The sequence below is a fragment of the Erythrobacter sp. genome, from assembly GCF_039988855.1.
In the GTDB taxonomy this organism is placed as follows: Bacteria; Pseudomonadota; Alphaproteobacteria; order Sphingomonadales; family Sphingomonadaceae; genus Erythrobacter.
Map to the genome: position 1 here is coordinate 41,088 of NZ_JBDXIY010000020.1, position 19,321 is coordinate 60,408.

Here is a 19,321-nt window from a genome sequence, read left to right on the forward strand (position 1 = left end):
TGCCGCGCCGAAATATGAGATTTTTGAAGGACTAAAGAGCTAGATGAGCGACGAAGAGAAAAAACCAGCACGCAAGCCGCTTGGACTGAAAAAGGCGGTCGATGCTGGCGAGGTCAAGCAGACCTTTAGCCACGGCCGGACCAATAAGGTCGCGGTTGAGGTGAAGCGCCGCCGCAAGCTTTTGAAGCCCGGTGAAACACCTGCACCTGCGCCAGAACCAACGCCGGCACCAGCGCCAGAGCCAACCCCTGCGCCAGTCGCAGAAAAGCCCGCGCCCAAGAAGCCAGCGGCTGCTGCTGAAACGCCGCAAGAACGGGTTGCTCGCCTTCAACGCGAGGCTGAGGAAGAACGCCTGCGCCTCACGCAAGAAAACCGCAAACGCGACGATCAACGCGCCAAGCAAAATGCCGAAGAGGCCAAGAAGCGCGAAGAGGAAAATCGCAAGGCTAAGGCAGAAGCCGAAGAGCGCGCCAAGCAAGAGGCCGAGGCGGCTTCACAAGCGGAGGCGGAGCCAGAAGCTCAGCCCAAAACCCAGCCGGATGCACCAGCGCCCGAAGCAAAGTCAGGTACGCCAACACCTGCTGCACGCAAATTTACGCCCGTCTCGCGTCCTGAGCCCAAGCGGCCTGAGAAGAAGGCAACGAAGAAGAAGGACGACAAGGGCGCGCAGCAGCAGCCCGGCGGCGGCAAGGATAAGCGCCGTTCTGGCAAGCTGACTGTTACCAAAGCGCTGAACGAGGACGAAGGGCGCCGCGCGCGTTCACTCGCCGCGCTCAAACGTGCGCGTGAAAAAGAACGCCGGTTGCAAGGCGGCGGTTCATCCAAGCCGCGTGAAAAGCAAGTGCGCGACGTTATTGTGCCAGAGGCCATCACCGTTGGCGAGCTTGCCAAACGGATGGGCGAAAAAGGCGCGGACCTCGTCAAAGAACTGTTCAACCTTGATATGATGGTCACGGTCAACCAGACCATCGATCAGGACACAGCAGAACTGCTCGTCGAACAATTCGGCCACAATATCGAGAAGGTCTCAGAGGCCGACGTTGATATTCAGGTTGAAGAGGACGTCGATCCAGAAGAGACATTGAAACCGCGTCCGCCGGTTGTGACCATCATGGGCCACGTCGATCACGGCAAAACCTCGCTGCTTGACGCCCTTCGCGGTGCCAATGTGACCAAAGGCGAAGCTGGCGGCATTACGCAGCACATCGGCTCGTATCAGATCACGACCAAGGACAAGACCAAGATCACCTTCCTTGATACGCCGGGCCACGCAGCTTTCTCAGAAATGCGTCAGCGCGGTGCGAATGTGACCGATATCGTGGTGCTTGTGGTGGCAGCAGATGATGGGATCATGCCGCAAACGATTGAGGCGATTAAGCACACCAAGGCCGCCGGCGTTCCGATGATCGTTGCGATCAACAAAATGGACAAGCCAGAGGCGAACCCGGACAATGTCCGCACCCGTTTGCTTGAACACGAGGTGATCGTTGAGAAAATGTCGGGCGATGTGCAGGATGTTGAAATCTCTGCGACCGCGAAAACGGGCCTTGATGACCTGCTTGAGGCGATCAATGTTCAGGCAGAATTGCTTGAGCTGAAAGCGCGCCCTGACCGTGATGCCGATGCAACCGTGATCGAAGCGCAGCTTGATAAGGGCCGTGGTCCTGTCGCAACCGTTCTGGTGACACGCGGCACATTGAAACGCGGCGACACCTTTGTTGTTGGCACGCAAAGCGGCCGTGTGCGCGCCGTGGTCAATGATCAGGGCAAGCAGATCAAGGAAGCTGGCCCATCGATGCCAGTTGAGGTTCTGGGCCTTGGCGGTGTGCCATCGGCGGGTGACCGCCTCACCGTAGTTGAAAACGAACAGCGTGCCCGCGAGGTTGCGTCCTATCGTAAGGAGAAGGCAACGGAGAAGCGCACCGCGCTTGCACCCACCAGCTTCGACACGATGTTCAACAACCTGGCGAGCAATGTCATCGAATGGCCCGTTCTGGTCAAAGCCGATGTGCAAGGCAGCGTCGAGGCGATCGTCAACTCGCTCCACAACATCTCTACCGATGATATCAAGGCGCGCGTCCTGCATGCAGGCGTTGGCGCAATCACGGAAAGCGATGTGACCCTTGCTGCGGCTTCCAATGCGCCGATTGTCGGTTTTGGGGTTCGTCCCAATGCAAAAGCGCGCGAGCTTGTGAAACGCGACGGTGTGCGGATGATGTATTACGATGTGATCTATCACCTCACCGCTGACGTGGCGAAAGAGATGGCAGGCGAGCTTGGTCCAGAGCGGATCGAGACCGTTGTCGGCCGTGCGCACGTCAAAGAAGTGTTCCGTTCAGGCAAGCGCGACAAAGCGGCGGGTCTTCTCGTCGAAGAAGGCGTCATCCGCAAAGGTCTGTTTGCACGTCTCACCCGCGACGATGTTATCGTTTCGGCGACCACCATCGCATCGCTTCGGCGCTTTAAGGACGACGTGGACGAAGTCCGCTCAGGCCTAGAGTGCGGTGTGGTTCTGGAAGACACGAACGATATCCAGCCGGGCGATCAGCTTGAGGTCTTCGAAGTCGAAGAGCGTGAACGGACGTTGGAGGTTGGCTAACCAAATACCCTCTCCCACTTGGGAGAGGGCAATTGGGAAACCGTCATGAGTTCTGAAGAATACCAACATCCCGAGGATGCGGAAACATCTCCGCACTCTGGGCTTTTGGGGTCTGAGTTTGTCTCTTACGACGCAGCCACCCAAACCGCGACTATGCGCTTCACTGTCCGGCGTGAGATGATTACTCACCGCGGCGGCGTGCAGGGCGGACTTGTTGCGGGCTACCTCGATGATGTGATGGGCTATGCCTATGTCGCCTCCACGCAAGGCGCCCAGGCGCCGCTGAACCTTGAGATTTCGATGAGCCTTATCCGCCTCATCCCGGAAGGTCCGCTGATCGGCAAGGGGAGAGTGGTGAAGGGAGGACGCAAGGTCGTAATCCTTGAAGGCGAACTCTTCTCCGAAGACGGCAAACTTATGGCGCGGGCAACATCGACGGCCATACCTTCGGGCAGGCCGAGCGCTACCAGCACTGGCATGGACCTCAAGTGACCCGTTATCTCGCCCTGCTTGGCTCGATCAATATCGGCGGTAACCGGGTGAAGATGGTCGATGTGAAGGCGGCCTTTGCCGATGCAGGATATGGCGACGTCACCACAATCGCGGCGAGCGGGAATGTGGTTCTCGACAGCGACCAAGACCCCGCCATGCTCGAAATCGGACTTGAGGATCTCATCAAAACCCGCTTTGGGTTCAACTCCTGCGTTATGGTGCGAGCCCGCGGTGAAGTGCGCGCGGCTGTGCATGAAAACCCCTTCCACGGAACGGGCCCCGAACATGGCAGTGATAAAATGGTGCACTCAATCTTCCTTAGCCAACAGCCCGAACAAACCGCCGTCGATGCTTTGATCGAAGAGCACCGCTCCAAAGGCAGCGAGCGCCTTGCCATCGGCGACCGGGTGTTGTTCCTCGATTATGTCCACGGGGTCGGCGTATCAGACCTGTCGAGCAAGTTTCTGGAGCGCCGCCTCAAGGTCAAAGGCACGGCGCGGAATATGAACAGCCTCAAGAATATCCTTGGCAAGATGGGCGAATAGCCAGTAACGGCTCCCCCCATGGCCAAACGTCAAGACCACACCGCCGAACAGCAATCGGTCCGCGTCCTCAAAGTGGGGGAGCGGGTGCGCCATATCCTCTCTGAGCTTCTTGCCCGGCAGGAAGTGCACGATGATGTGGTGAGCGCCTCCAATATCGCAGTAACCGAGGTGCGCATGACGCCGGACCTTCGCAATGCGACCGCTTATGTGAAGCCGCTATTGGGCAATGCGGAGGATGATGTGGTGAAGGCGCTGCGCCAAAACACCGCATTTCTCCAGCGCGAAGTTGCCAAGCGATTGGGCCTCAAATTCGCGCCTAAGCTTAAATTTCGCAAGGATGAAAGCTATGCCGAGGCGGACCGGATAGAGATGCTCCTGCGCGATCCGAAAGTCGCCAGAGACCTCGAAGGCGATCTTGAGGATGAAGACTAGCCGAGGCGGGAATAGGTCTTACTGAGGCACAATCCGCGCATCGAATGTGATGTCGACTTTATTGCCGACGATCAGCTGAAAGCTCTTCATTCCGAACTGGCGCCGATCAATCTTCGTCTTTGCGGTGAATGTAATCGGAGCGTTGGCGCCAGCCTTCAACGGGTCCTGATCAAAGGTAACGCTCAATGATTGATCACGGGTCACGCCGCGCGCGGTGAGCTGGCCTGTGATCGTGCCCTTGGTTGCGCTTGTCATGGCGAGCCCTTGGCCCTTGAAGCGGATGCGCGGGTACTGTTCTACCCAAAAGAACTTCTCACCCTTGAGACGGCCTAACGTCACGCTGTCAGGCGCAGTAATTGCGGTCGCATCCCATGCTATGTCAATTTCAGCCTTTGACGGGTCGCTACCCACGATCGTTGCGGTGCCTCTCACCTTAGGAAAGGTCGCAGTTTTGCTGGAAAGGCCAAAGAACGGCACTTTTGCGCTCAAAAGTGAATTGCTCTCATCCAGAGTATAACGCACCGGCGCGCTGCTGTTCGCGGCCAGCAATGCGGCGAATACTGGAAGCAGGAAAAGGCGTTTGAGCAAGGTCGTCATTTGGGATCTCCTTCCCCTTAATACGCCGATCGCGCCTTAATGGTTTCACCCGGTCAAATTTTAGCCCGAGCCTGATCCAGAAACTGGCAAGGTGTACCCTACCGGCGCATCTGGTCCCAAAGGAACGCCAAGGTAGAACCAGATAACGATCAAAAGCGTGCCCGAGATCAGCAACCAGATCGAATAAGGCAGCATAATCGCTGTCAGACTGCCAAGGCCAAAGCTGGGCACCCAGCGCTGTGCAAAGATCAGGATCAGCGGGAAGTACACCATCAAAGGTGTGATGATGTTGGTCGCACTGTCACCCACACGGTAAGCGGCCGTGGCGCCTTCCGGGCTAATGCCAAGCAGCATAAGCATGGGCACAAGGATCGGTGCAAGCAGCGCCCATTTGGCCGAAGCTGACCCCACAAACAGGTTCAACATCCCTGCAAAGATGACCATCAGGCCAAGCACAATTGGAAGCGGCAACCCGGTTGATTGAATGGCCGCAGCACCGTGCACGGCAGAGATCAGGCCAAGGTTAGACCATGCAAACATTGCGACAAAGTGCGCCGCTGCAAAGGCAAGGACGAGGTAATATCCCATGTCCTTCATCGCTTCGGCCATCATATTCACAAGGTCGCGGTGGTCGTTGATCGTCCCGACTGCCTTGCCGTATGCCCAACCACACGCAAGGAAAAGCACGAAGAAAGCGGCGACCAGCGATTGGTAGAACGGGCGCAGTTCCCCGTGGATTGAACAGTCCGGAATGGGTTGACCCGCTTCGGTCAAACAGGCCGCTTCGTTGATTAGAGGTGTGCCCGGCGCAAACACCATGGCCGCCCACAATGCGATCACTGCAAGCGCGGCAAAGCCTGCGTTACGCAAACCGCGTCCAGCGTTCTCAGGCGAGGCCTCGGTGATGGCTTCATCATCGTCAGCACCCGCCTTGGTACCGCTTGTCCACGGGCCGAGCTTGGGCTCGATTACTTTGTCGGTAACGTACCAAATGATCGGCAAGTAGAGGAACGTCATGGCGGCGATGAAGTACCAATTGCCGGCAAGGTTAGCGCTCCACGAAGGATCAAGCGCGCTTGCGGCGACGGCTTCCTCGGTGATGCCAAACAAAAGCGCATCGAGCTGTCCCGGCGAGATATTGGCGGAAAAGCCTCCAGAGACACCAGCGAAAGCCGCTGCGATACCTGCCAGTGGATGACGGCCAGCAGCGGCGAACAAAATGCCAGCAAGCGGGATCAATACCACATAGCCAGCGTCGGCTGCGTGGTTTCCGATCATCGCAACGAGCGCCACTACGGGGGTTAAGAGACTGGTAGGCGCGCTTCGAACCGCGCTCGACATGCCTGCTGCAAAAAAGCCCGAACGTTCTGCAACGCCCGCACCCAGCATCACCACAAGGACATATCCCAGCGGATGGAAGTGGGTGAAGGTCTTGGGCATGTCGACCCAGAGTTTTTGGATATTGTCAGGCGAAAGCAGGCTCACCGCCTTAATGACAGCCGGGTTTCCAGCTTCATCAACTGTGGTTGGGTGCAGTGCCGATACGCCCAAGGTCGCAAGTAATACGGAGACCGCGACGAGCGCGAGGATCAGATAGAAAAACAAAAAGACAGGATCGGGCAATTTGTTGCCGCTGCGTTCAACCCAGCCAAGAAAGCCGGTCATGCCCTGATGTGTGTTCGCCTCAGCTGACGATGCCATGTACTTTGTCCCCGCTCGATATGAATCGCGATCTGGCTAGCATTACGCATCCCGCCTGTCACACCGATTAATAATAGGGATTACTCAACAGGCCCTCTAGCGAGATATGCAAGCGCCCTTTAGGCAGTCGCGATGGCCAAGCTTTACTTCTACTATGCCAGCATGAACGCGGGCAAAAGCTCCTCGCTTCTCCAAGCGGACTTCAATTATCGTGAACGCGGGCAAGCGACCATGGTGTGGACCGCAAAGCTCGATACACGATCAAAGGGCCAAGTGCGTAGCCGTATCGGGCTTGAGGCGGGCGCTCATTTATATGAGCCTGATACCGATTTGAAAGCGGCTATTCTTACCCAGCATAGCGAAGCCAAACTCGATTGTGTCATGGTGGACGAGGCGCAATTCTTGACGTCGGATCAAGTATGGCAATTGGCCGCCTTGGCCGATGAACACGGCATTCCGGTGCTGTGTTACGGGCTGCGCACAGACTTCCAAGGCGAGCTATTCCCCGGTTCTGCGGTCCTTTTGGGGATTGCAGATAGCTTGGTTGAGATGAAGGCGGTGTGTTGGTGCGGGCGCAAAGCTTCGATGAACCTTAGGGTTGATGAATCTGGCTCTCCCGTAAACGAGGGTGCGCAGACCGAAATCGGGGGCAATGACCGTTATGTGGCTCTATGCCGCAAGCACTTTAGCGCAGCATTGCGAGGCGATATGGGAGCGCTTGGGTAGCGGGTCGCTGCCTTCGTCCCTACATTACACTTGATGTTTGACACACTTAGCTTTGCGCTCGTCTTTATTCCTTGCCTCGTTATCGCCATCGTCTTTCACGAAGTGGCGCATGGCTGGGCGGCAAAGGCGCTGGGCGATCCCACCGCTAGCGAGCGTGGGCGGCTAACGCTTAATCCCATTCGCCATGTTGATCCGGTTGGTACATTGCTGGTGCCGGGCGGATTGCTGTTGCTTGGCGCGCCTGCGTTTGGTTGGGCAAAGCCGGTCCCTGTTAACAAGTGGCGGCTTAACAATCCGCGTTTCGGCATGATGGCGGTGGCAGCTGCGGGTCCTTTGAGCAATTTTGTGCTCGCTTTTGTGGGGGCTGTGCTTTTGGGCCTGTTCGGCACTTTGGGGGCGGGCTTTGCTGAAAGTGCGGCAGGCTTCCCAATGCTCGTTGGCCCACAAGGAGAGCCCCTGCCGGCCGCGACCGGGCTTTACTTCTTCATCCTCATCAATGTGTTCTTGGGGCTTTTCAACCTGCTGCCGATCCCGCCTTTTGATGGCTCGCATATCGTTGGCGGGCTTTTGCCAAGGCCACTTCGCGCGCAGTGGGAGAAGATCCAGCGCTTTGGCATGGTGCTGATCCTTGGCGTGATTGGCTTTAGCTGGATTTTTGGCACTGGCTGGATGGAGGCAACGGTCCTGCCGTTGGTGGCCGAGGTGATGAGCTATTATGAAGGGCTCGCAAACGCGATTGCGCTGGCCTAAGGGGCGTTCCTATGGAAGCGCTTTCTTGCATTTTGGAGCATGACCCGGTGCGGCTGGTGCCGCTCACCGATGATCATATCGAACCCTTGCGTGCGGCGTGCCGTTTGGACCAAGAGATTTGGGAGATTTACCCGGTCAACCTTGGCGGCGATGGCTTTGATGGAGCGATTGCCTTGTGGCGCTCTTCTGACTGGGTGAACTTTGCTGTGATCGATACGCGCAGCGACAGCCTCGTCGGCACCACCAGCTATATCAGGCCCACGCAATTTGGTGTGGTCGAGATCGGCGGCACCTACATTGCTCCTGAGGTGCGCGGTGGGCCGTTTAACCGTGCGATGAAAAAGCTCTTGATCGAAAACGCATTTGCCTGCGGATTTCACAAGGTGGAACTGCGCGCGGACAGCCGGAACAAACGCTCCATGGCGGCCATTCGCAAACTGGGCGCGAAACACGAGGGAACCTTGCGGGCCAATTTGGTGACGTGGACCGGATACAGGCGCGATACGGCGGTGTTTGGGCTGCTCAAGGACGAATGGCATGGCTGATTTGAAGCCTGCCCCTAAATTCCCGGCGCCCAGCGGCTGGATCATCCTTGATAAACCGCGCGGGCTTGGTTCGACGCAAGGGGTGGCAGCGGTAAAGCGGAACCTGCGGCAAGGCGGCTATACAAAAACTAAGGTGGGGCACGGCGGGACGCTGGACCCTCTGGCCGAAGGGGTTCTGCCGATTGCGCTGGGCGAGGCGACAAAGCTTGCCGGGCGGATGCTCGATGCCAGCAAGATTTACGAGTTCACGGTTCAGTTTGGAGCGGAGACCGAAACGCTCGATACCGAAGGTGAGATCGTGGAGCGATCCGATGTGCGGCCCAGTCTTTCCCAAATCACAGCGGTTCTGCCACAGTTCACCGGACGCATTGAGCAAGTGCCCCCTGCCTATTCGGCGCTGAAGGTGGATGGCAAGCGTGCCTATCATCTGGCGCGGGCAGGGGAGACGGTGGAGCTAAAGACGCGCGCGGTGACTATCTATGCGTTGACCATCACGGGCCATTCGCTCTTGGGGGGCGAAGGCGGGGATGAGGTCACTCTTACTGCCCATGTGTCCAAGGGCACCTATATCCGTTCACTTGCCCGCGATATTGCCCGCGCGCTTGGCACTTGCGGCCACGTTACCTATCTGCGCCGAACCAAAGCCGGGCCATTCCTCGAAACTGACGCGATTTCGCTGGACAAGTTGAACGAAATCGCTAATGGCGCGCAACTATCTGACCTACTCCTGCCGTTAGAGGCGGGGCTGGACGACATCCCGGCCCTCTCCCTCACCCAGACAGACGCGCAGGCGCTCCAACAAGGGCGGGTCGTGTCTGGATTGCCCCAATCACCTGGGCTCTACTGTGCGATGCTGGATGCACGTCCCATTGCGCTAGTCGAAATTCAGGAGGGGACCGCGAAAGTGGTCAGGGGATTTAACCTACCCGATGTCGCTGAGTAGAAAGAGAATACAATGTCAGTAGCACCTGAACGTAAAACAGAAATCATCACGGACAACGCGCAAGCCAAAGGCGACACCGGTTCGCCAGAAGTGCAAGTCGCGATCCTTACCGAGCGTATCAAAAACCTCACCGAGCACTTTAAAGCCAACCATAAAGACAATCACTCACGTCGTGGTCTCCTTATGATGGTGAACAAGCGCCGCAATCTTCTTGCCTACCTCAAGAAGAAAGATGTGGAGCGTTATAACGCGCTGATCCAGAAACTGGGTCTTCGTAAGTAAGAGATTTTGGAGGCGGCCCCCAGCGGGCCGCTTCTTGCATATGGGACGCACAAAGTTGTGTCCGATTGAATGGGGGCAGACCCTCGCAATTCGGCGAGGCAACGCCTTGGGGCATATGTTTCAAAAGCCCCACACGCCGTGCCGAGCGGCAATCTCTCGGCAATTGTAGGCCCCGCCTGAGCAATAAGGCCAAGCGGGTCATTTAAGGAAAATCCATGTTCGACACGAAAACCGTATCGCTAGAGTGGGGCGGAAAGACCCTCACTCTGGAAACCGGCCGCATCGCCCGTCAAGCTGACGGCGCAGTTCTGGCCACTTATGGCGAAACAGTGGTGCTTTGCGCCGTGACCGCCGCCAAATCAGTGCGCGAAGGCCAAGACTTCTTCCCGCTGACCGTACACTACCAAGAAAAATTCTCAGCCGCTGGCCGTATCCCGGGCGGCTTCTTCAAGCGCGAAGGCCGCGCGACGGAAAAAGAAACGCTCACATCGCGTTTGATTGACCGTCCTTGCCGCCCGCTTTTCCCAGAAGGTTTCTACAACGAAATCAACGTAATCTGCCAAGTCCTGTCCTATGATGGCGAGACCGAACCAGATATCCTTGCAATGATTGCTGCCTCGGCTGCTCTCACCATTTCCGGCGTTCCATTCATGGGCCCAATTGGTGCGGCGCGCGTTGGCTTTAACAACGATGGCGAATACATCCTCAATCCGAAGGTTGACGAAGCGCTTGGTGAAGATGGCAATCTCGACCTTGTTGTTGCTGCGACGCAAGACGCGGTGATGATGGTGGAATCGGAAGCCAAAGAGCTTACCGAAGAAGAAATGCTCGGCGCTGTGATGTTCGCCCACGAAGAGAGCCGCAAGGTTATCGGCGCGATCATCGATCTGGCTGAAAAAGCTGCGAAAGAACCATGGGTTGTCGACGTTTCTGACGACACCAGCGAGATCAAAGAAAAGCTGCGCGGCATCGTTGGTGATGACATTGCAGCCGCTTACAAGCTGACTGACAAATCGGCTCGCTCGGACGCTCTCAACGAAGTGCGCGCCAAAGCGAAAGAAGCGTTTGCTGACGAAGAGCCACAAACGCAAATGGTCGCCAACAAAGCGGTCAAGAAGCTTGAAAGCGAAATCGTTCGCGGCGCAATCATCAAAGACGGCACCCGTATCGATGGCCGTAAGCTTGATCAGGTTCGCCCGATCGAAGCCATGGTTGGTCTGCTTCCACGCACTCACGGTTCGGCGCTGTTCACGCGCGGTGAAACGCAGGCAATCTGCACCACCACGCTTGGCACGAAAGACGCTGAGCAGATGATCGACGGGCTCGAGGGCCTCTCGTACACCAACTTCATGCTGCACTATAACTTCCCGCCCTATTCGGTCGGTGAAGTGGGCCGTTTTGGCTTCACCAGCCGCCGCGAAACCGGTCACGGTAAGCTCGCCTTCCGCGCGCTTCGTCCGGTTCTGCCAACGGTTGAGGACTTCCCTTACACCATCCGCGTTCTGTCAGACATCACCGAATCTAACGGTTCGTCTTCGATGGCGACCGTATGCGGCGGCGCATTGTCGATGATGGATGCGGGCGTTCCATTGGCACGTCCGGTATCGGGTATCGCTATGGGCCTTATCCTTGAAGGCGACGATTTTGCGGTTCTTTCAGACATCCTTGGTGACGAAGATCACCTTGGCGATATGGACTTCAAGGTTGCTGGTTCTGAAGAAGGTATCACCTCGCTTCAGATGGACATTAAGGTTGCCGGTATCACTGCGGAGATTATGACCAAAGCGCTTGAGCAGGCGAAAGCTGGCCGCGCGCACATCCTTGGTGAAATGGCGAAAGCTCTCACCGGATCACGCACCGAAGTGTCCAAGCACGCACCGCGTATCGAAACCATGCAGATCGACAAATCGAAGATCCGCGACATCATCGGTACAGGCGGAAAAGTCATCCGCGAAATCGTTGCTGAAACCGGCGCGAAGGTCGACATTGACGATGAAGGCACGATCAAGATCAGCTCTTCTAATGCCGATGAAATCGAAGCGGCAAAAGCTTGGATCGCTGGCATCGTTGAAGAGGCCGAAGTCGGCAAAATCTACAACGGTAAAGTCGTCAACATCGTCGACTTTGGCGCATTTGTGAACTTCATGGGCGGCAAGGACGGTCTCGTCCACGTGTCCGAAATGAAGAATGAGCGCGTTGAAAAGCCAACCGACGTTGTTTCCGAAGGCCAAGAGGTGAAGGTCAAAGTTCTCGAGATCGACAATCGCGGCAAAGTCCGTTTGTCGATGCGCGTTGTTGACCAGGAAACCGGCGAAGAATTGGAAGACACACGCCCACCACGCGAAAAGCGTGAAGGCGGCGGTGGCCGTGGCGGTGATCGCCGTGGCCCACGTGGCAACCGTTCACGCGGCGGTGACCGTGGTGGTCGCCGTGACGGCGGCGGCGATAAAGGCGGTGACAAGGGTGGGAACAATGATGGCCCGGCCTCAATGCCCGACTTCCTGAAAGACTAAGCGTCTTTTGAACTGAATTACGAGGCCCCGCTAAGAGTGATCTTGGCGGGGCTTTGTTTTGGGTTGCTTGCGCGTTGCAGAAGCCTTTGAACGAGGTTCGGCCTAGCGTTTTCCTACCACTGGGAATTGCGGTATGAACCCGCCCATGTTCCATCTGTCCTATCCGCCCCATCCATCACAGCCTCTTTTCCGGCCTCTTGCCTAGGCATTTTAGCCGCTACAGGTTTTTTGCCTTTGGACAGTGTGTCATGTGTGTCAAAACTTGTCTTAAAGCCATGAACTTCAATAATTTAGCCAGAACCCCAAAAGGACGACCCTAAATGTTAAAACGCGAGCTTCTGGACACGGCGCAAATCGACGATGGCGAGCTGTTGGAGCTTTTCAGTCACGGTCGCGATTTTATGATTCTGCTTGGACGCAATGAGTTGATGAGCACGCGGATGCGCTTTTCGGAAGAGCAATTGGCGGAGATGACGCTGGATCGGCTGAGCAAAACGGCTCCGCGCATTCTCATTGGCGGTTATGGCATGGGTTTCACCTTGCGCGCTGCGCTCGCGCGGCTGCCTGAGGATGCGCAAGTTGTGGTCGCCGAGATCAGCGAGAAGATTATCGAATGGGCGCAAGGTCCAATGGCGGATCTTACGGGCGGCACAATGTCCGATCCGCGCCTCGACCTCAAAATCTGTGATGTGGCGGCGCTAATCGATGATGCGAACGATGGCACCTGCGCCAAATTCGATGCGATCTTGCTCGATGTCGACAACGGCCCCGATGGCATGGTGCGCGCCGATAACAACCGCATCTACTCGCGCACCGGTCTTGGCAAAGCGCGCGATGCTCTGAAACCGGGCGGGATCGTGTCTGTGTGGTCAGCGGCGCGCGACTATGGCTTCACCAAAAGGATGAAAGAGGCAGGGTATGATGTCGACGAAGTGGGTGTGCGGTCTCGCCCAAACAATAAGGGCGCGCATCACGTGATCTGGTTCGGGAAGAAAAGGGGAGCGTAATCCTCCCCTTCGTCAAAACCCGTAAATCACCGTGATGCGGCTCAACGTGTCGGTCTTCACTGCTCCGGCGGGCGGATCGGTGTCGTGTTCGATAGTGTAGGACAGGCGCACAGATACGGCTTCGGAGATTGAAGCTTGAAGGCCCGTGTCCGAGGTGAATGTGCTCGAGCCGCTTTGGATAAAGGTGCTTGCATCTTGCGTGAGGGCAAGATTGTCAGAGATTGCCCAGTCAAAATCGAGCGCGGCCAGGCCCGCAAGATCGTTTGTGCTGGCACCGCCGATAAGCTCGGTCCGTCGCCATGCGGGACCCGCTTTGACAGAGAGGGTCGGGCCATCGGTCAGCACGTCATAGCCAAGGCCGCCTGACGCGGAATAGCGTGCTGAAAACCCTTGGAAACGGTCGCGCTCATATTGGGCAAGGCCATAGGCATAGAGGCGGTCGGTGAACTTGTAGTTGAGCTCATAGTTAGCGAGGAATTGTTCGCGGGTCGTGACCCCTTGGGAGCGCTGGTAATCAGCGCGCGCGCCAAGCTTATGACGCCAGTTGATGCCATCCTTGGTAAGAGCAAGGCTGGCAGTGATCCCGGTGTTATCGGCATTGCCAGAGGACATGAATGCACCAAGTTCGCCTTGCCCGGACCAGTTTTCAAAGAGGCCAGCAGAGCGGATCGCATCTTCTTTGGCGGCCGTTTCTGCGGCGTTTGCCGCGGCAAGCTTGGTTTCAAACCCGGCGAGCAATTGGTCGAGCTCTGATCCATCATCTGGGTTGGTCGTCCGAGCAATATCGATGACGTTACGCACTTTGGTCTCATCGCCTGTGGCAATGGCCGCATCGATCATTGCGCGCACCGGTTCTGGCAATTGGGCGAGGGCTGCTGATGGCATGGCGAGCAGTGTCAACGCCGCAAGTTTTGCGGGAAGAAAGGTGGAATTTGGCAAATCTGGCTCCTTGGTTGGGACCTGGCTCAAGCGCCAAGGATGCGCGGGATCCCTGTAAAGTCCCGCTTACCAAGGGCGACGCCTTTGTGACGCAAAATGTCGTAAAAGGTGGTCGCGTGGAAGAAGAAATGGTGTTGGTTGAAACCAAGAAGGAAGTTCTGCCCGGTCATTTCAAGCAGGCGTTTCCCGCCCAGTTCAAAGCCAATGGTCTTGTCAGAAATCTCTTCAAGAAACTCTGGCGTAACGGCTTCCAATTGGGAGACCGCGTCATCAACCATGGCGCGCATCGCGTCCCAATCGCCGGGAATGTCGGTAAGGTCGGGCGAGAAATACCCCTCTTGATAGAGGTTTATCGCAAAGCCCGAATGCGTCCAACAAGCACGTACATGCCATGGCAGCGACCACATATCGTCATGAAGCTTTGCCTCGATCAGTTCGCTATCGGCAATGCCATTGTCGCGGCAATGGCTTTGCGCTTTGTCAATAATACCGCGCATCCCACCAAGGATTTGGATTGCATTTGGAACGAACGCTTCGTGAAGGGTAAGGGCCATGGGTAACCTTCTTGTGGGTGATTTCTCTCAAAGAAAAAGACCCGGTTGCTTTACCAGCGACCGGGCCTTTGGAATTTGTCTCTTAGCGTACCCGAGGTCCGCCAAAAGGCAGAGGCGGCGGGGGTCTGCGGGCACCACGCGGCAATTGTGCTTGATAAGCCCGGCCACAGTGTTCGACACAATATGGGAAACCCGGGTTCACGGCAGTGCCACAAAAGTGGAAGTCCGGTTCGCCAGGGTGACCCATTGGCCAGCGGCAGACCTTGTCGGACAAATCCAGAATGCTGGTCTTGTCTTTGATCGACGGATCGGGCTTAGCCGGCACAAGGCGTCGCGGCGGTGCGGGTGGGATCGGGGCTTGTTGATCGCCAGGCCCCTGTCGCAAGAAGCCACCTGGACCAACGGAGACGATCTTTGGAAGATCAGGCGTTGGATTAGGGACCGGCTGGCTATTGACCGGAGCACTAGACTTTGCTGCCGGAGCAGACGGAGTTGCCGGTGCGGGTTTAGCCGCAGGCTTGGGCGCAGCCTTCTTGGGAGGTGCTGCCGCTTTGGCCGCGGGCTTCTTCGCCGCGGCTTTCTTCTTCTTGTCGCCGGACTTCACCGGAGAGGGCCGCGATTTGAGCCCAAGACGGTGCGCCTTGCCGATAACGGCATTGCGGCTAACTCCGCCCAATTCTTCTGCAATCTGGCTAGCGGTGGATCCGCCTTCCCACATCTTTTTGAGCGTATCGATCCGCTCGTCAGTCCAACTCATAAAACGTCCGTTCTTTCTTGGCGTTCTTCGCCTACTGCCTATAGATAGGTAGCTTGTCACATCTCGCCATAGGCACTAGGCGCATCTGTCATGGAAAGAGACCTTTCAGCCACACCAGACGGTGAGACGGCTCCCAATCAGAACAATGCAGCCGGGAGTACCCGGTTTCCCCCTCGCGGCGTACCGATGATCACCGGAATCAATCGCGTGGGGCTCTTGGCGCTCTATATGAAGGAGGTCCGCCGGTTTCTCAAGGTCCAGACGCAGACGATTTGGGCTCCTGCGGTAACAACGCTGCTGTTTTTGGTGATTTTTACCGTCGCTTTGGGGCGTGGCGGGCGAGAAGTGCTGGGCGTGGACTTTGCAAGCTTCGTGGCGCCAGGCCTGATTGTGATGGGAATGATGCAAAATGCCTTTGCCAATTCCTCGTTCTCGCTGCTCGGTGGCAAGATCCAAGGGACGATCATAGATTATCTGATGCCACCGCTTTCGCCCGGTGAACTTATGGCGGCGATCGTCGGCGCGGCTGTGACGCGCGCTGTCATGGTAGGCGCCGCCGTTGCTCTCGCAATGCTCCTTTGGCCCGGCGTATCGCTTGGCGTTGAGCATGCCTGGGCTGTTATCTGGTTTGGCCTGATGGGTGCCGTACTGCTTGGCCTCATCGGGCTTGCAACATCAATCTGGGCAGAAAAGTTCGATCACAACGCTGCGATCAGCAATTTCATCGTCGCTCCGCTATCGCTCTTGTCTGGCACATTCTACGTCATCGACAACCTTGCCCCGGCCTTTCAAGCGGTCAGCCGGGCAAACCCGTTCTTCTATGTGATTTCGGGCTTCCGATACGGCTTCTTGGGGCAGAGTGATATTGGCGCAGGCGATACAGTGATGGTTGCAGCAGTTGGACTAGCACTGTTCAATGCAGCGATCGCATTGGTTGTTTTTTGGGTGCTGCGCTCAGGATGGCGCCTTAAGAGCTAATGGCTCAGTGAGTGAGTGATCGGCGCATACGATAGCGACCGTTTTTAAACTGCTCAAAAAGTTGAGGAACCGTCGGGTGGTCGACTGGACCGCCCACGCTGTCATCAAGCAAATTGCCTTGGCTGACATAGGCGACGTAACTCGTTTCCTCGTTTTCGGCGAGGAGGTGATAGAACGGTTGTTCGCGCGGCGGGCGCATGTCTTCGGGGATCGATTGGTACCATTCTTCGCTATTTGCAAAGACAGGGTCGATATCGAAAACCACGCCGCGAAAGTCCAGCAGCCTGTGCCGCACCACTTCACCTATGCCAAAGCGGCTCTTGGTCAATCGAGGTGCATTGATATTGCGACCTGCTTGACTGGAGAAGAAGTGTGAGCGTGCCATAGTCGAAACAATATGGCCCCTCAAAGCGGCAAAACAAGCGGTTTACAGCGCAGCGTCCCAGATATGCCCGCATTTTGTCGCACGATAGGCCGGGTTTGCGATGCGCAAGGGCTTGGCATTTGCTGGCACGTAAGGTAACGGGCGCGCTCCTTGTGCAGGTTTGACCTTTTTGCAGTTGAGCAAGGACAAGCGGAGAGATGCCGGAGTGGTCGAACGGGGCGGTCTCGAAAACCGTTGTGCTCTCACGAGTACCCAGGGTTCGAATCCCTGTCTCTCCGCCACCCACCCCCAGCACTGGTCTCTGATTATTTTGGCTTCCCTGTAAGCCCCAGTTTGCGCAGGTTTGCGGCGCAAAGGTCTTCACTATCGCTAGTCTCTGCGGGATCATTTGCCTGTTTATGGGCGCATTTTGCGTGGCCGTCTCTTGGCCAACCTAACAAGGTTGGGTTTCCCTGATTAGGCCCGATTTACAGGGAAAATCTTCAAAAAGCAGGCAATACGCGTGCTAATTCGACCATTTCATGCAAATCGCTTTCCGTTTTTCATCACGAAAACAGCGCTTTGCAGGAGGTAAAATAGCAATTCCCTGATATCAAAAGAACAGGGAATTCAATTTGGGTATCAGGGAATTTTTCTAAACTAACAGGGAATGGATCAGGATGATCAGGGAGCTGCTGTTTCAACCCAACCAAGGGCTGAACGCTGTTCATCCAAGCATAGCGGAACATGCACCTGTTTGAGCCTTTGCAGATTGAGTGAAGGCGGTTGCAGCCCCTTCATGATGTCGCGTTGGATGTCTGGTGCTAGGAATGCCATTCGCAGTATTTTGCTTTCGTGGAGAGAGGCTGGCGCCCGCTTAACAAGGGGTAGGCCTTTTTGCATCTTGAGCATCTGGTGTGCCTTGCGCAAAGATGCGACGAGAGTTTTGTCTATTCTTGGTTTGCGTATCTGTGATGGGACAATCGTGCGCTGGCCACCACGCTTTGGCAGGCTGATGGCGATTGCAAATCGGGTGACCTGTTTGTTTTCGAAAACGATAGTCTCGCCGCTCTCCAGTTTTGAAGGTGTGCCATTCAGAGCATCTGATGCTAGATCGATTTGGATCCGATCGTAGTGGAGATGAACAGAAGTGACCTTATCGAGTGGCCGCTTCTTCGCATTCGAAACCCGCGAAGCAAACTCCCTGACGAGGTTCTCGATCTCGCTTGCTGGCACGCGCTGCGTGATACCGGCAGCCGACTTTGCGCCTTGCTGGAGTGATGCAGAAACATAGTAGCGGTAATGCTTGCCCTTGCTTCCTCGTGAAAAGCTCGGTGTCATGGGTTCGCCATTGGCATCGAACAGCTTGCCGGTCAGAGGAGATCTGACAACGCGGCGATTGGGACCGGCACGATGTCGCCTTGCTTGTGCATCAAGTTGGGGCTGAACCTTGTCGAAAAGTTCTTGCTCCAGAATGGCCCGATGCTCTCCTTCGTGGACCTCTTGCTTGAGACGGATGAGACCCAGATAGACCGGGTTGCGCAGCAGATGGAACAAGGCGCTGCGGCTGAATGGCAATCCTTCCATCACTTTACCCCTTAGGCTGGTCCAGTATTTCGAAAGTATGCCTGCATCACGCAGCTCGAGCTCAAGCGCATGGACCGACTTCAGCTCACAATAGCGCTTGAATATATGCCGGACTGTCTGCGCTTCAGCCTCGTTCACGATCAGAGTATGAGTTCCCTCCTTTGGCCGGTCATAGCCCAGCAGGGTGTTGTCAGACTAAATGTACCTGATTGAAAATCAGGCACGAACGGGTAGGGCAGAGAACATGCCTAGACGCATGAAACCGGCCGGTCCGTTCCGCTATTTCAACTCGTCTCCCGAAGTGATCCGCTTGGTCGTGATGTTGTATGTCCGGTTTCCTCTCTCATTACGGAACGTGGAAGATCTGCTTTCGGGACGCGGCATCGACATTTGCCATGAAGCCGTCAGGCATTGGTGGAACCGATTCGGCCCTATGTTCGCGTCGGACATTCGAAGACAGCGCATCAACCGAATGCGAGGCTTTCGGAATTGGCGCTGGCACGTGGATGAGGTTTTCGTAAAGATCAATGGTGAGACCCATTACCTGTGGCGGGCTGTCGACCACGAAGGTGAAATTCCAGAGAGCTATTTCACTAAGAAACGGGATAAAAAGGCCGCGTTTAAGTTTCTACGCAAGGCATTGAAACGACACGGCCAAGCAGAAGAAATCGTTACTGACGGTCTCAAATCATACCCTGCTGCGATGCGTGAACTTGGCAATCTGGACAGACAGGAAATGGGTCGCTGGAAGAATAATCGAGCGGAAAATAGCCACCTTCCGTTCCGACGAAAAGAGCGTGTTATGCAGCGTTTCCGGCGAATGAAATCGCTGCAAAAGTTCGCTTCGGTTCACGCCAACATCCACAACCATTTCAACTCGCAGCGTCACCTCGTCGACAGACAAACCTTCAAGGAAAGCCGCTCAGCTGCATGCGCTGAGTGGCAAAACCTTGCTGTCTAAATTTAGTTCGACTTTGCCATAGCTGTGCCAATCGGAGACAAGTTGCGAT

20 protein-coding genes and 1 tRNA gene are annotated in these 19,321 nt (G+C 56.2%); 14 read left to right on the forward strand and 7 right to left on the reverse strand.

All coding sequences use genetic code 11. The features are described from left to right. The first annotated feature begins 43 nt into the window (after positions 1 to 43). From infB to rbfA, 4 genes are read left to right on the forward strand one after another with little or no spacing between them, the layout of a single operon-like run. Positions 44 to 2,599, forward strand: coding sequence for a translation initiation factor IF-2 (gene infB / locus ABJ205_RS15365; RefSeq protein WP_348157688.1), 2,556 nt, complete (start codon positions 44 to 46; stop codon positions 2,597 to 2,599). 45 nt (positions 2,600 to 2,644) lie between these two features. Continuing rightward, the gene (locus ABJ205_RS15370; RefSeq protein WP_348157691.1) at positions 2,645 to 3,091 is read left to right on the forward strand and encodes a PaaI family thioesterase; all 447 of its coding nucleotides are present in this window, start codon (positions 2,645 to 2,647) and stop codon (positions 3,089 to 3,091) included. Further along, entirely contained in the window at positions 3,088 to 3,636 is a 549-nt protein-coding gene (locus ABJ205_RS15375) for a DUF1697 domain-containing protein (RefSeq protein WP_348157694.1), read from the forward strand. Before ABJ205_RS15370 ends, ABJ205_RS15375 begins: the two co-directional genes overlap by 4 nt. Positions 3,637 to 3,654: 18 nt before the next feature. Beyond that, positions 3,655 to 4,068, forward strand: coding sequence for a 30S ribosome-binding factor RbfA (gene rbfA / locus ABJ205_RS15380; RefSeq protein WP_348157696.1), 414 nt, complete (start codon positions 3,655 to 3,657; stop codon positions 4,066 to 4,068). Positions 4,069 to 4,086: 18 nt separating this feature from the next. Here rbfA and ABJ205_RS15385 read toward each other — a convergent pair whose 3' ends face one another. Both ABJ205_RS15385 and ABJ205_RS15390 read right to left on the reverse strand, forming a co-directional pair. Then, positions 4,087 to 4,665: a YceI family protein gene (locus tag ABJ205_RS15385; RefSeq protein ID WP_348157697.1), complete on the reverse strand. Its 579-nt coding sequence runs from the start codon at positions 4,663 to 4,665 to the stop codon at positions 4,087 to 4,089. A gap of 60 nt (positions 4,666 to 4,725) precedes the next feature. Then, positions 4,726 to 6,366, reverse strand: a complete 1,641-nt coding sequence (locus ABJ205_RS15390) for an AbgT family transporter (RefSeq protein WP_348157698.1) — start codon at positions 6,364 to 6,366, stop codon at positions 4,726 to 4,728. 132 nt (positions 6,367 to 6,498) lie between these two features. Between ABJ205_RS15390 and ABJ205_RS15395 the strand changes: the two genes are divergently transcribed. The 7 genes from ABJ205_RS15395 (at position 6,499) to ABJ205_RS15425 (ending at position 13,132) form a co-directional block, all read left to right on the forward strand. Further along, positions 6,499 to 7,092 carry a thymidine kinase gene (locus ABJ205_RS15395; protein WP_348157700.1) on the forward strand — a complete coding sequence of 198 codons (594 nt, stop codon included), beginning with the start codon at positions 6,499 to 6,501 and terminating at the stop codon, positions 7,090 to 7,092. 33 nt (positions 7,093 to 7,125) lie between these two features. Beyond that, on the forward strand, positions 7,126 to 7,842 hold the full coding sequence (locus ABJ205_RS15400; RefSeq protein ID WP_348157702.1) for a site-2 protease family protein: 717 nt from the start codon (positions 7,126 to 7,128) through the stop codon (positions 7,840 to 7,842). An 11-nt stretch (positions 7,843 to 7,853) separates the two neighbouring features. Then, a complete protein-coding gene (locus tag ABJ205_RS15405) occupies positions 7,854 to 8,387 on the forward strand; it encodes a GNAT family protein (RefSeq protein WP_348157705.1) in 534 nt (177 codons plus the stop codon). After that, a complete protein-coding gene (gene truB, locus ABJ205_RS15410; RefSeq protein WP_348157708.1) occupies positions 8,380 to 9,330 on the forward strand; it encodes a tRNA pseudouridine(55) synthase TruB in 951 nt (316 codons plus the stop codon). The genes ABJ205_RS15405 and truB overlap by 8 nt, the downstream gene beginning before the upstream one ends. Positions 9,331 to 9,342: 12 nt before the next feature. Further along, on the forward strand, positions 9,343 to 9,612 hold the full coding sequence (gene rpsO, locus ABJ205_RS15415) for a 30S ribosomal protein S15 (protein WP_348157710.1): 270 nt from the start codon (positions 9,343 to 9,345) through the stop codon (positions 9,610 to 9,612). A 215-nt stretch (positions 9,613 to 9,827) separates the two neighbouring features. Further along, entirely contained in the window at positions 9,828 to 12,125 is a 2,298-nt protein-coding gene (pnp, locus tag ABJ205_RS15420; protein ID WP_348157713.1) for a polyribonucleotide nucleotidyltransferase, read from the forward strand. Between the two features lie 320 nt (positions 12,126 to 12,445). Further along, positions 12,446 to 13,132 (forward strand): spermidine synthase, encoded by a 687-nt coding sequence (locus tag ABJ205_RS15425; protein ID WP_348157716.1) that lies wholly within the window; start codon positions 12,446 to 12,448, stop codon positions 13,130 to 13,132. 12 nt (positions 13,133 to 13,144) lie between these two features. Here ABJ205_RS15425 and ABJ205_RS15430 read toward each other — a convergent pair whose 3' ends face one another. The 3 genes from ABJ205_RS15430 to ABJ205_RS15440 form a co-directional block, all read right to left on the reverse strand. Beyond that, positions 13,145 to 14,071, reverse strand: a complete 927-nt coding sequence (locus ABJ205_RS15430; RefSeq protein WP_348157719.1) for a DUF481 domain-containing protein — start codon at positions 14,069 to 14,071, stop codon at positions 13,145 to 13,147. A 26-nt stretch (positions 14,072 to 14,097) separates the two neighbouring features. Then, complete coding sequence (locus ABJ205_RS15435) at positions 14,098 to 14,625, reverse strand: DUF1993 domain-containing protein (protein WP_348157721.1); 528 nt, start codon at positions 14,623 to 14,625, stop codon at positions 14,098 to 14,100. 82 nt (positions 14,626 to 14,707) lie between these two features. Beyond that, on the reverse strand, positions 14,708 to 15,382 hold the full coding sequence (locus tag ABJ205_RS15440) for a GcrA family cell cycle regulator (RefSeq protein WP_348157724.1): 675 nt from the start codon (positions 15,380 to 15,382) through the stop codon (positions 14,708 to 14,710). A 186-nt stretch (positions 15,383 to 15,568) separates the two neighbouring features. On the opposite strand from ABJ205_RS15440, the gene ABJ205_RS15445 reads away from it, so the two are divergent. Beyond that, a complete protein-coding gene (locus ABJ205_RS15445; RefSeq protein ID WP_348158063.1) occupies positions 15,569 to 16,360 on the forward strand; it encodes an ABC transporter permease in 792 nt (263 codons plus the stop codon). Positions 16,361 to 16,364: 4 nt separating this feature from the next. Here ABJ205_RS15445 and hspQ read toward each other — a convergent pair whose 3' ends face one another. Continuing rightward, positions 16,365 to 16,745, reverse strand: a complete 381-nt coding sequence (hspQ, locus tag ABJ205_RS15450; protein WP_348157727.1) for a heat shock protein HspQ — start codon at positions 16,743 to 16,745, stop codon at positions 16,365 to 16,367. Positions 16,746 to 16,936: 191 nt separating this feature from the next. Here hspQ and ABJ205_RS15455 point away from each other — a divergent pair. Next, a tRNA-Ser gene (locus ABJ205_RS15455) sits at positions 16,937 to 17,026 on the forward strand. Positions 17,027 to 17,408: 382 nt separating this feature from the next. On the opposite strand, the gene ABJ205_RS15460 is transcribed toward ABJ205_RS15455, so the two are convergent. Further along, positions 17,409 to 18,449 carry a recombinase family protein gene (locus ABJ205_RS15460; RefSeq protein WP_348157729.1) on the reverse strand — a complete coding sequence of 347 codons (1,041 nt, stop codon included), beginning with the start codon at positions 18,447 to 18,449 and terminating at the stop codon, positions 17,409 to 17,411. A gap of 118 nt (positions 18,450 to 18,567) precedes the next feature. On the opposite strand from ABJ205_RS15460, the gene ABJ205_RS15465 reads away from it, so the two are divergent. Beyond that, positions 18,568 to 19,272 carry an IS6 family transposase gene (locus ABJ205_RS15465; protein ID WP_348158065.1) on the forward strand — a complete coding sequence of 235 codons (705 nt, stop codon included), beginning with the start codon at positions 18,568 to 18,570 and terminating at the stop codon, positions 19,270 to 19,272. Positions 19,273 to 19,321 lie beyond the last annotated feature (49 nt).

Coding starts and splice junctions, on each gene's coding strand:
- infB (WP_348157688.1), top strand. CDS start 44: ATGAGCGACGAAGAGAAAAAACCAGCACGCAAGCCGCTTGGACTGAAA.
- ABJ205_RS15370 (WP_348157691.1), top strand. CDS start 2,645: ATGAGTTCTGAAGAATACCAACATCCCGAGGATGCGGAAACATCTCCG.
- rbfA (WP_348157696.1), top strand. CDS start 3,655: ATGGCCAAACGTCAAGACCACACCGCCGAACAGCAATCGGTCCGCGTC.
- ABJ205_RS15385 (WP_348157697.1), bottom strand. CDS start 4,665: ATGACGACCTTGCTCAAACGCCTTTTCCTGCTTCCAGTATTCGCCGCA.
- ABJ205_RS15390 (WP_348157698.1), bottom strand. CDS start 6,366: ATGGCATCGTCAGCTGAGGCGAACACACATCAGGGCATGACCGGCTTT.
- ABJ205_RS15395 (WP_348157700.1), top strand. CDS start 6,499: ATGGCCAAGCTTTACTTCTACTATGCCAGCATGAACGCGGGCAAAAGC.
- ABJ205_RS15400 (WP_348157702.1), top strand. CDS start 7,126: ATGTTTGACACACTTAGCTTTGCGCTCGTCTTTATTCCTTGCCTCGTT.
- ABJ205_RS15405 (WP_348157705.1), top strand. CDS start 7,854: ATGGAAGCGCTTTCTTGCATTTTGGAGCATGACCCGGTGCGGCTGGTG.
- truB (WP_348157708.1), top strand. CDS start 8,380: ATGGCTGATTTGAAGCCTGCCCCTAAATTCCCGGCGCCCAGCGGCTGG.
- rpsO (WP_348157710.1), top strand. CDS start 9,343: ATGTCAGTAGCACCTGAACGTAAAACAGAAATCATCACGGACAACGCG.
- pnp (WP_348157713.1), top strand. CDS start 9,828: ATGTTCGACACGAAAACCGTATCGCTAGAGTGGGGCGGAAAGACCCTC.
- ABJ205_RS15425 (WP_348157716.1), top strand. CDS start 12,446: ATGTTAAAACGCGAGCTTCTGGACACGGCGCAAATCGACGATGGCGAG.
- ABJ205_RS15435 (WP_348157721.1), bottom strand. CDS start 14,625: ATGGCCCTTACCCTTCACGAAGCGTTCGTTCCAAATGCAATCCAAATC.
- ABJ205_RS15440 (WP_348157724.1), bottom strand. CDS start 15,382: ATGAGTTGGACTGACGAGCGGATCGATACGCTCAAAAAGATGTGGGAA.
- ABJ205_RS15445 (WP_348158063.1), top strand. CDS start 15,569: ATGATCACCGGAATCAATCGCGTGGGGCTCTTGGCGCTCTATATGAAG.
- hspQ (WP_348157727.1), bottom strand. CDS start 16,745: ATGGCACGCTCACACTTCTTCTCCAGTCAAGCAGGTCGCAATATCAAT.
- ABJ205_RS15465 (WP_348158065.1), top strand. CDS start 18,568: ATGAAACCGGCCGGTCCGTTCCGCTATTTCAACTCGTCTCCCGAAGTG.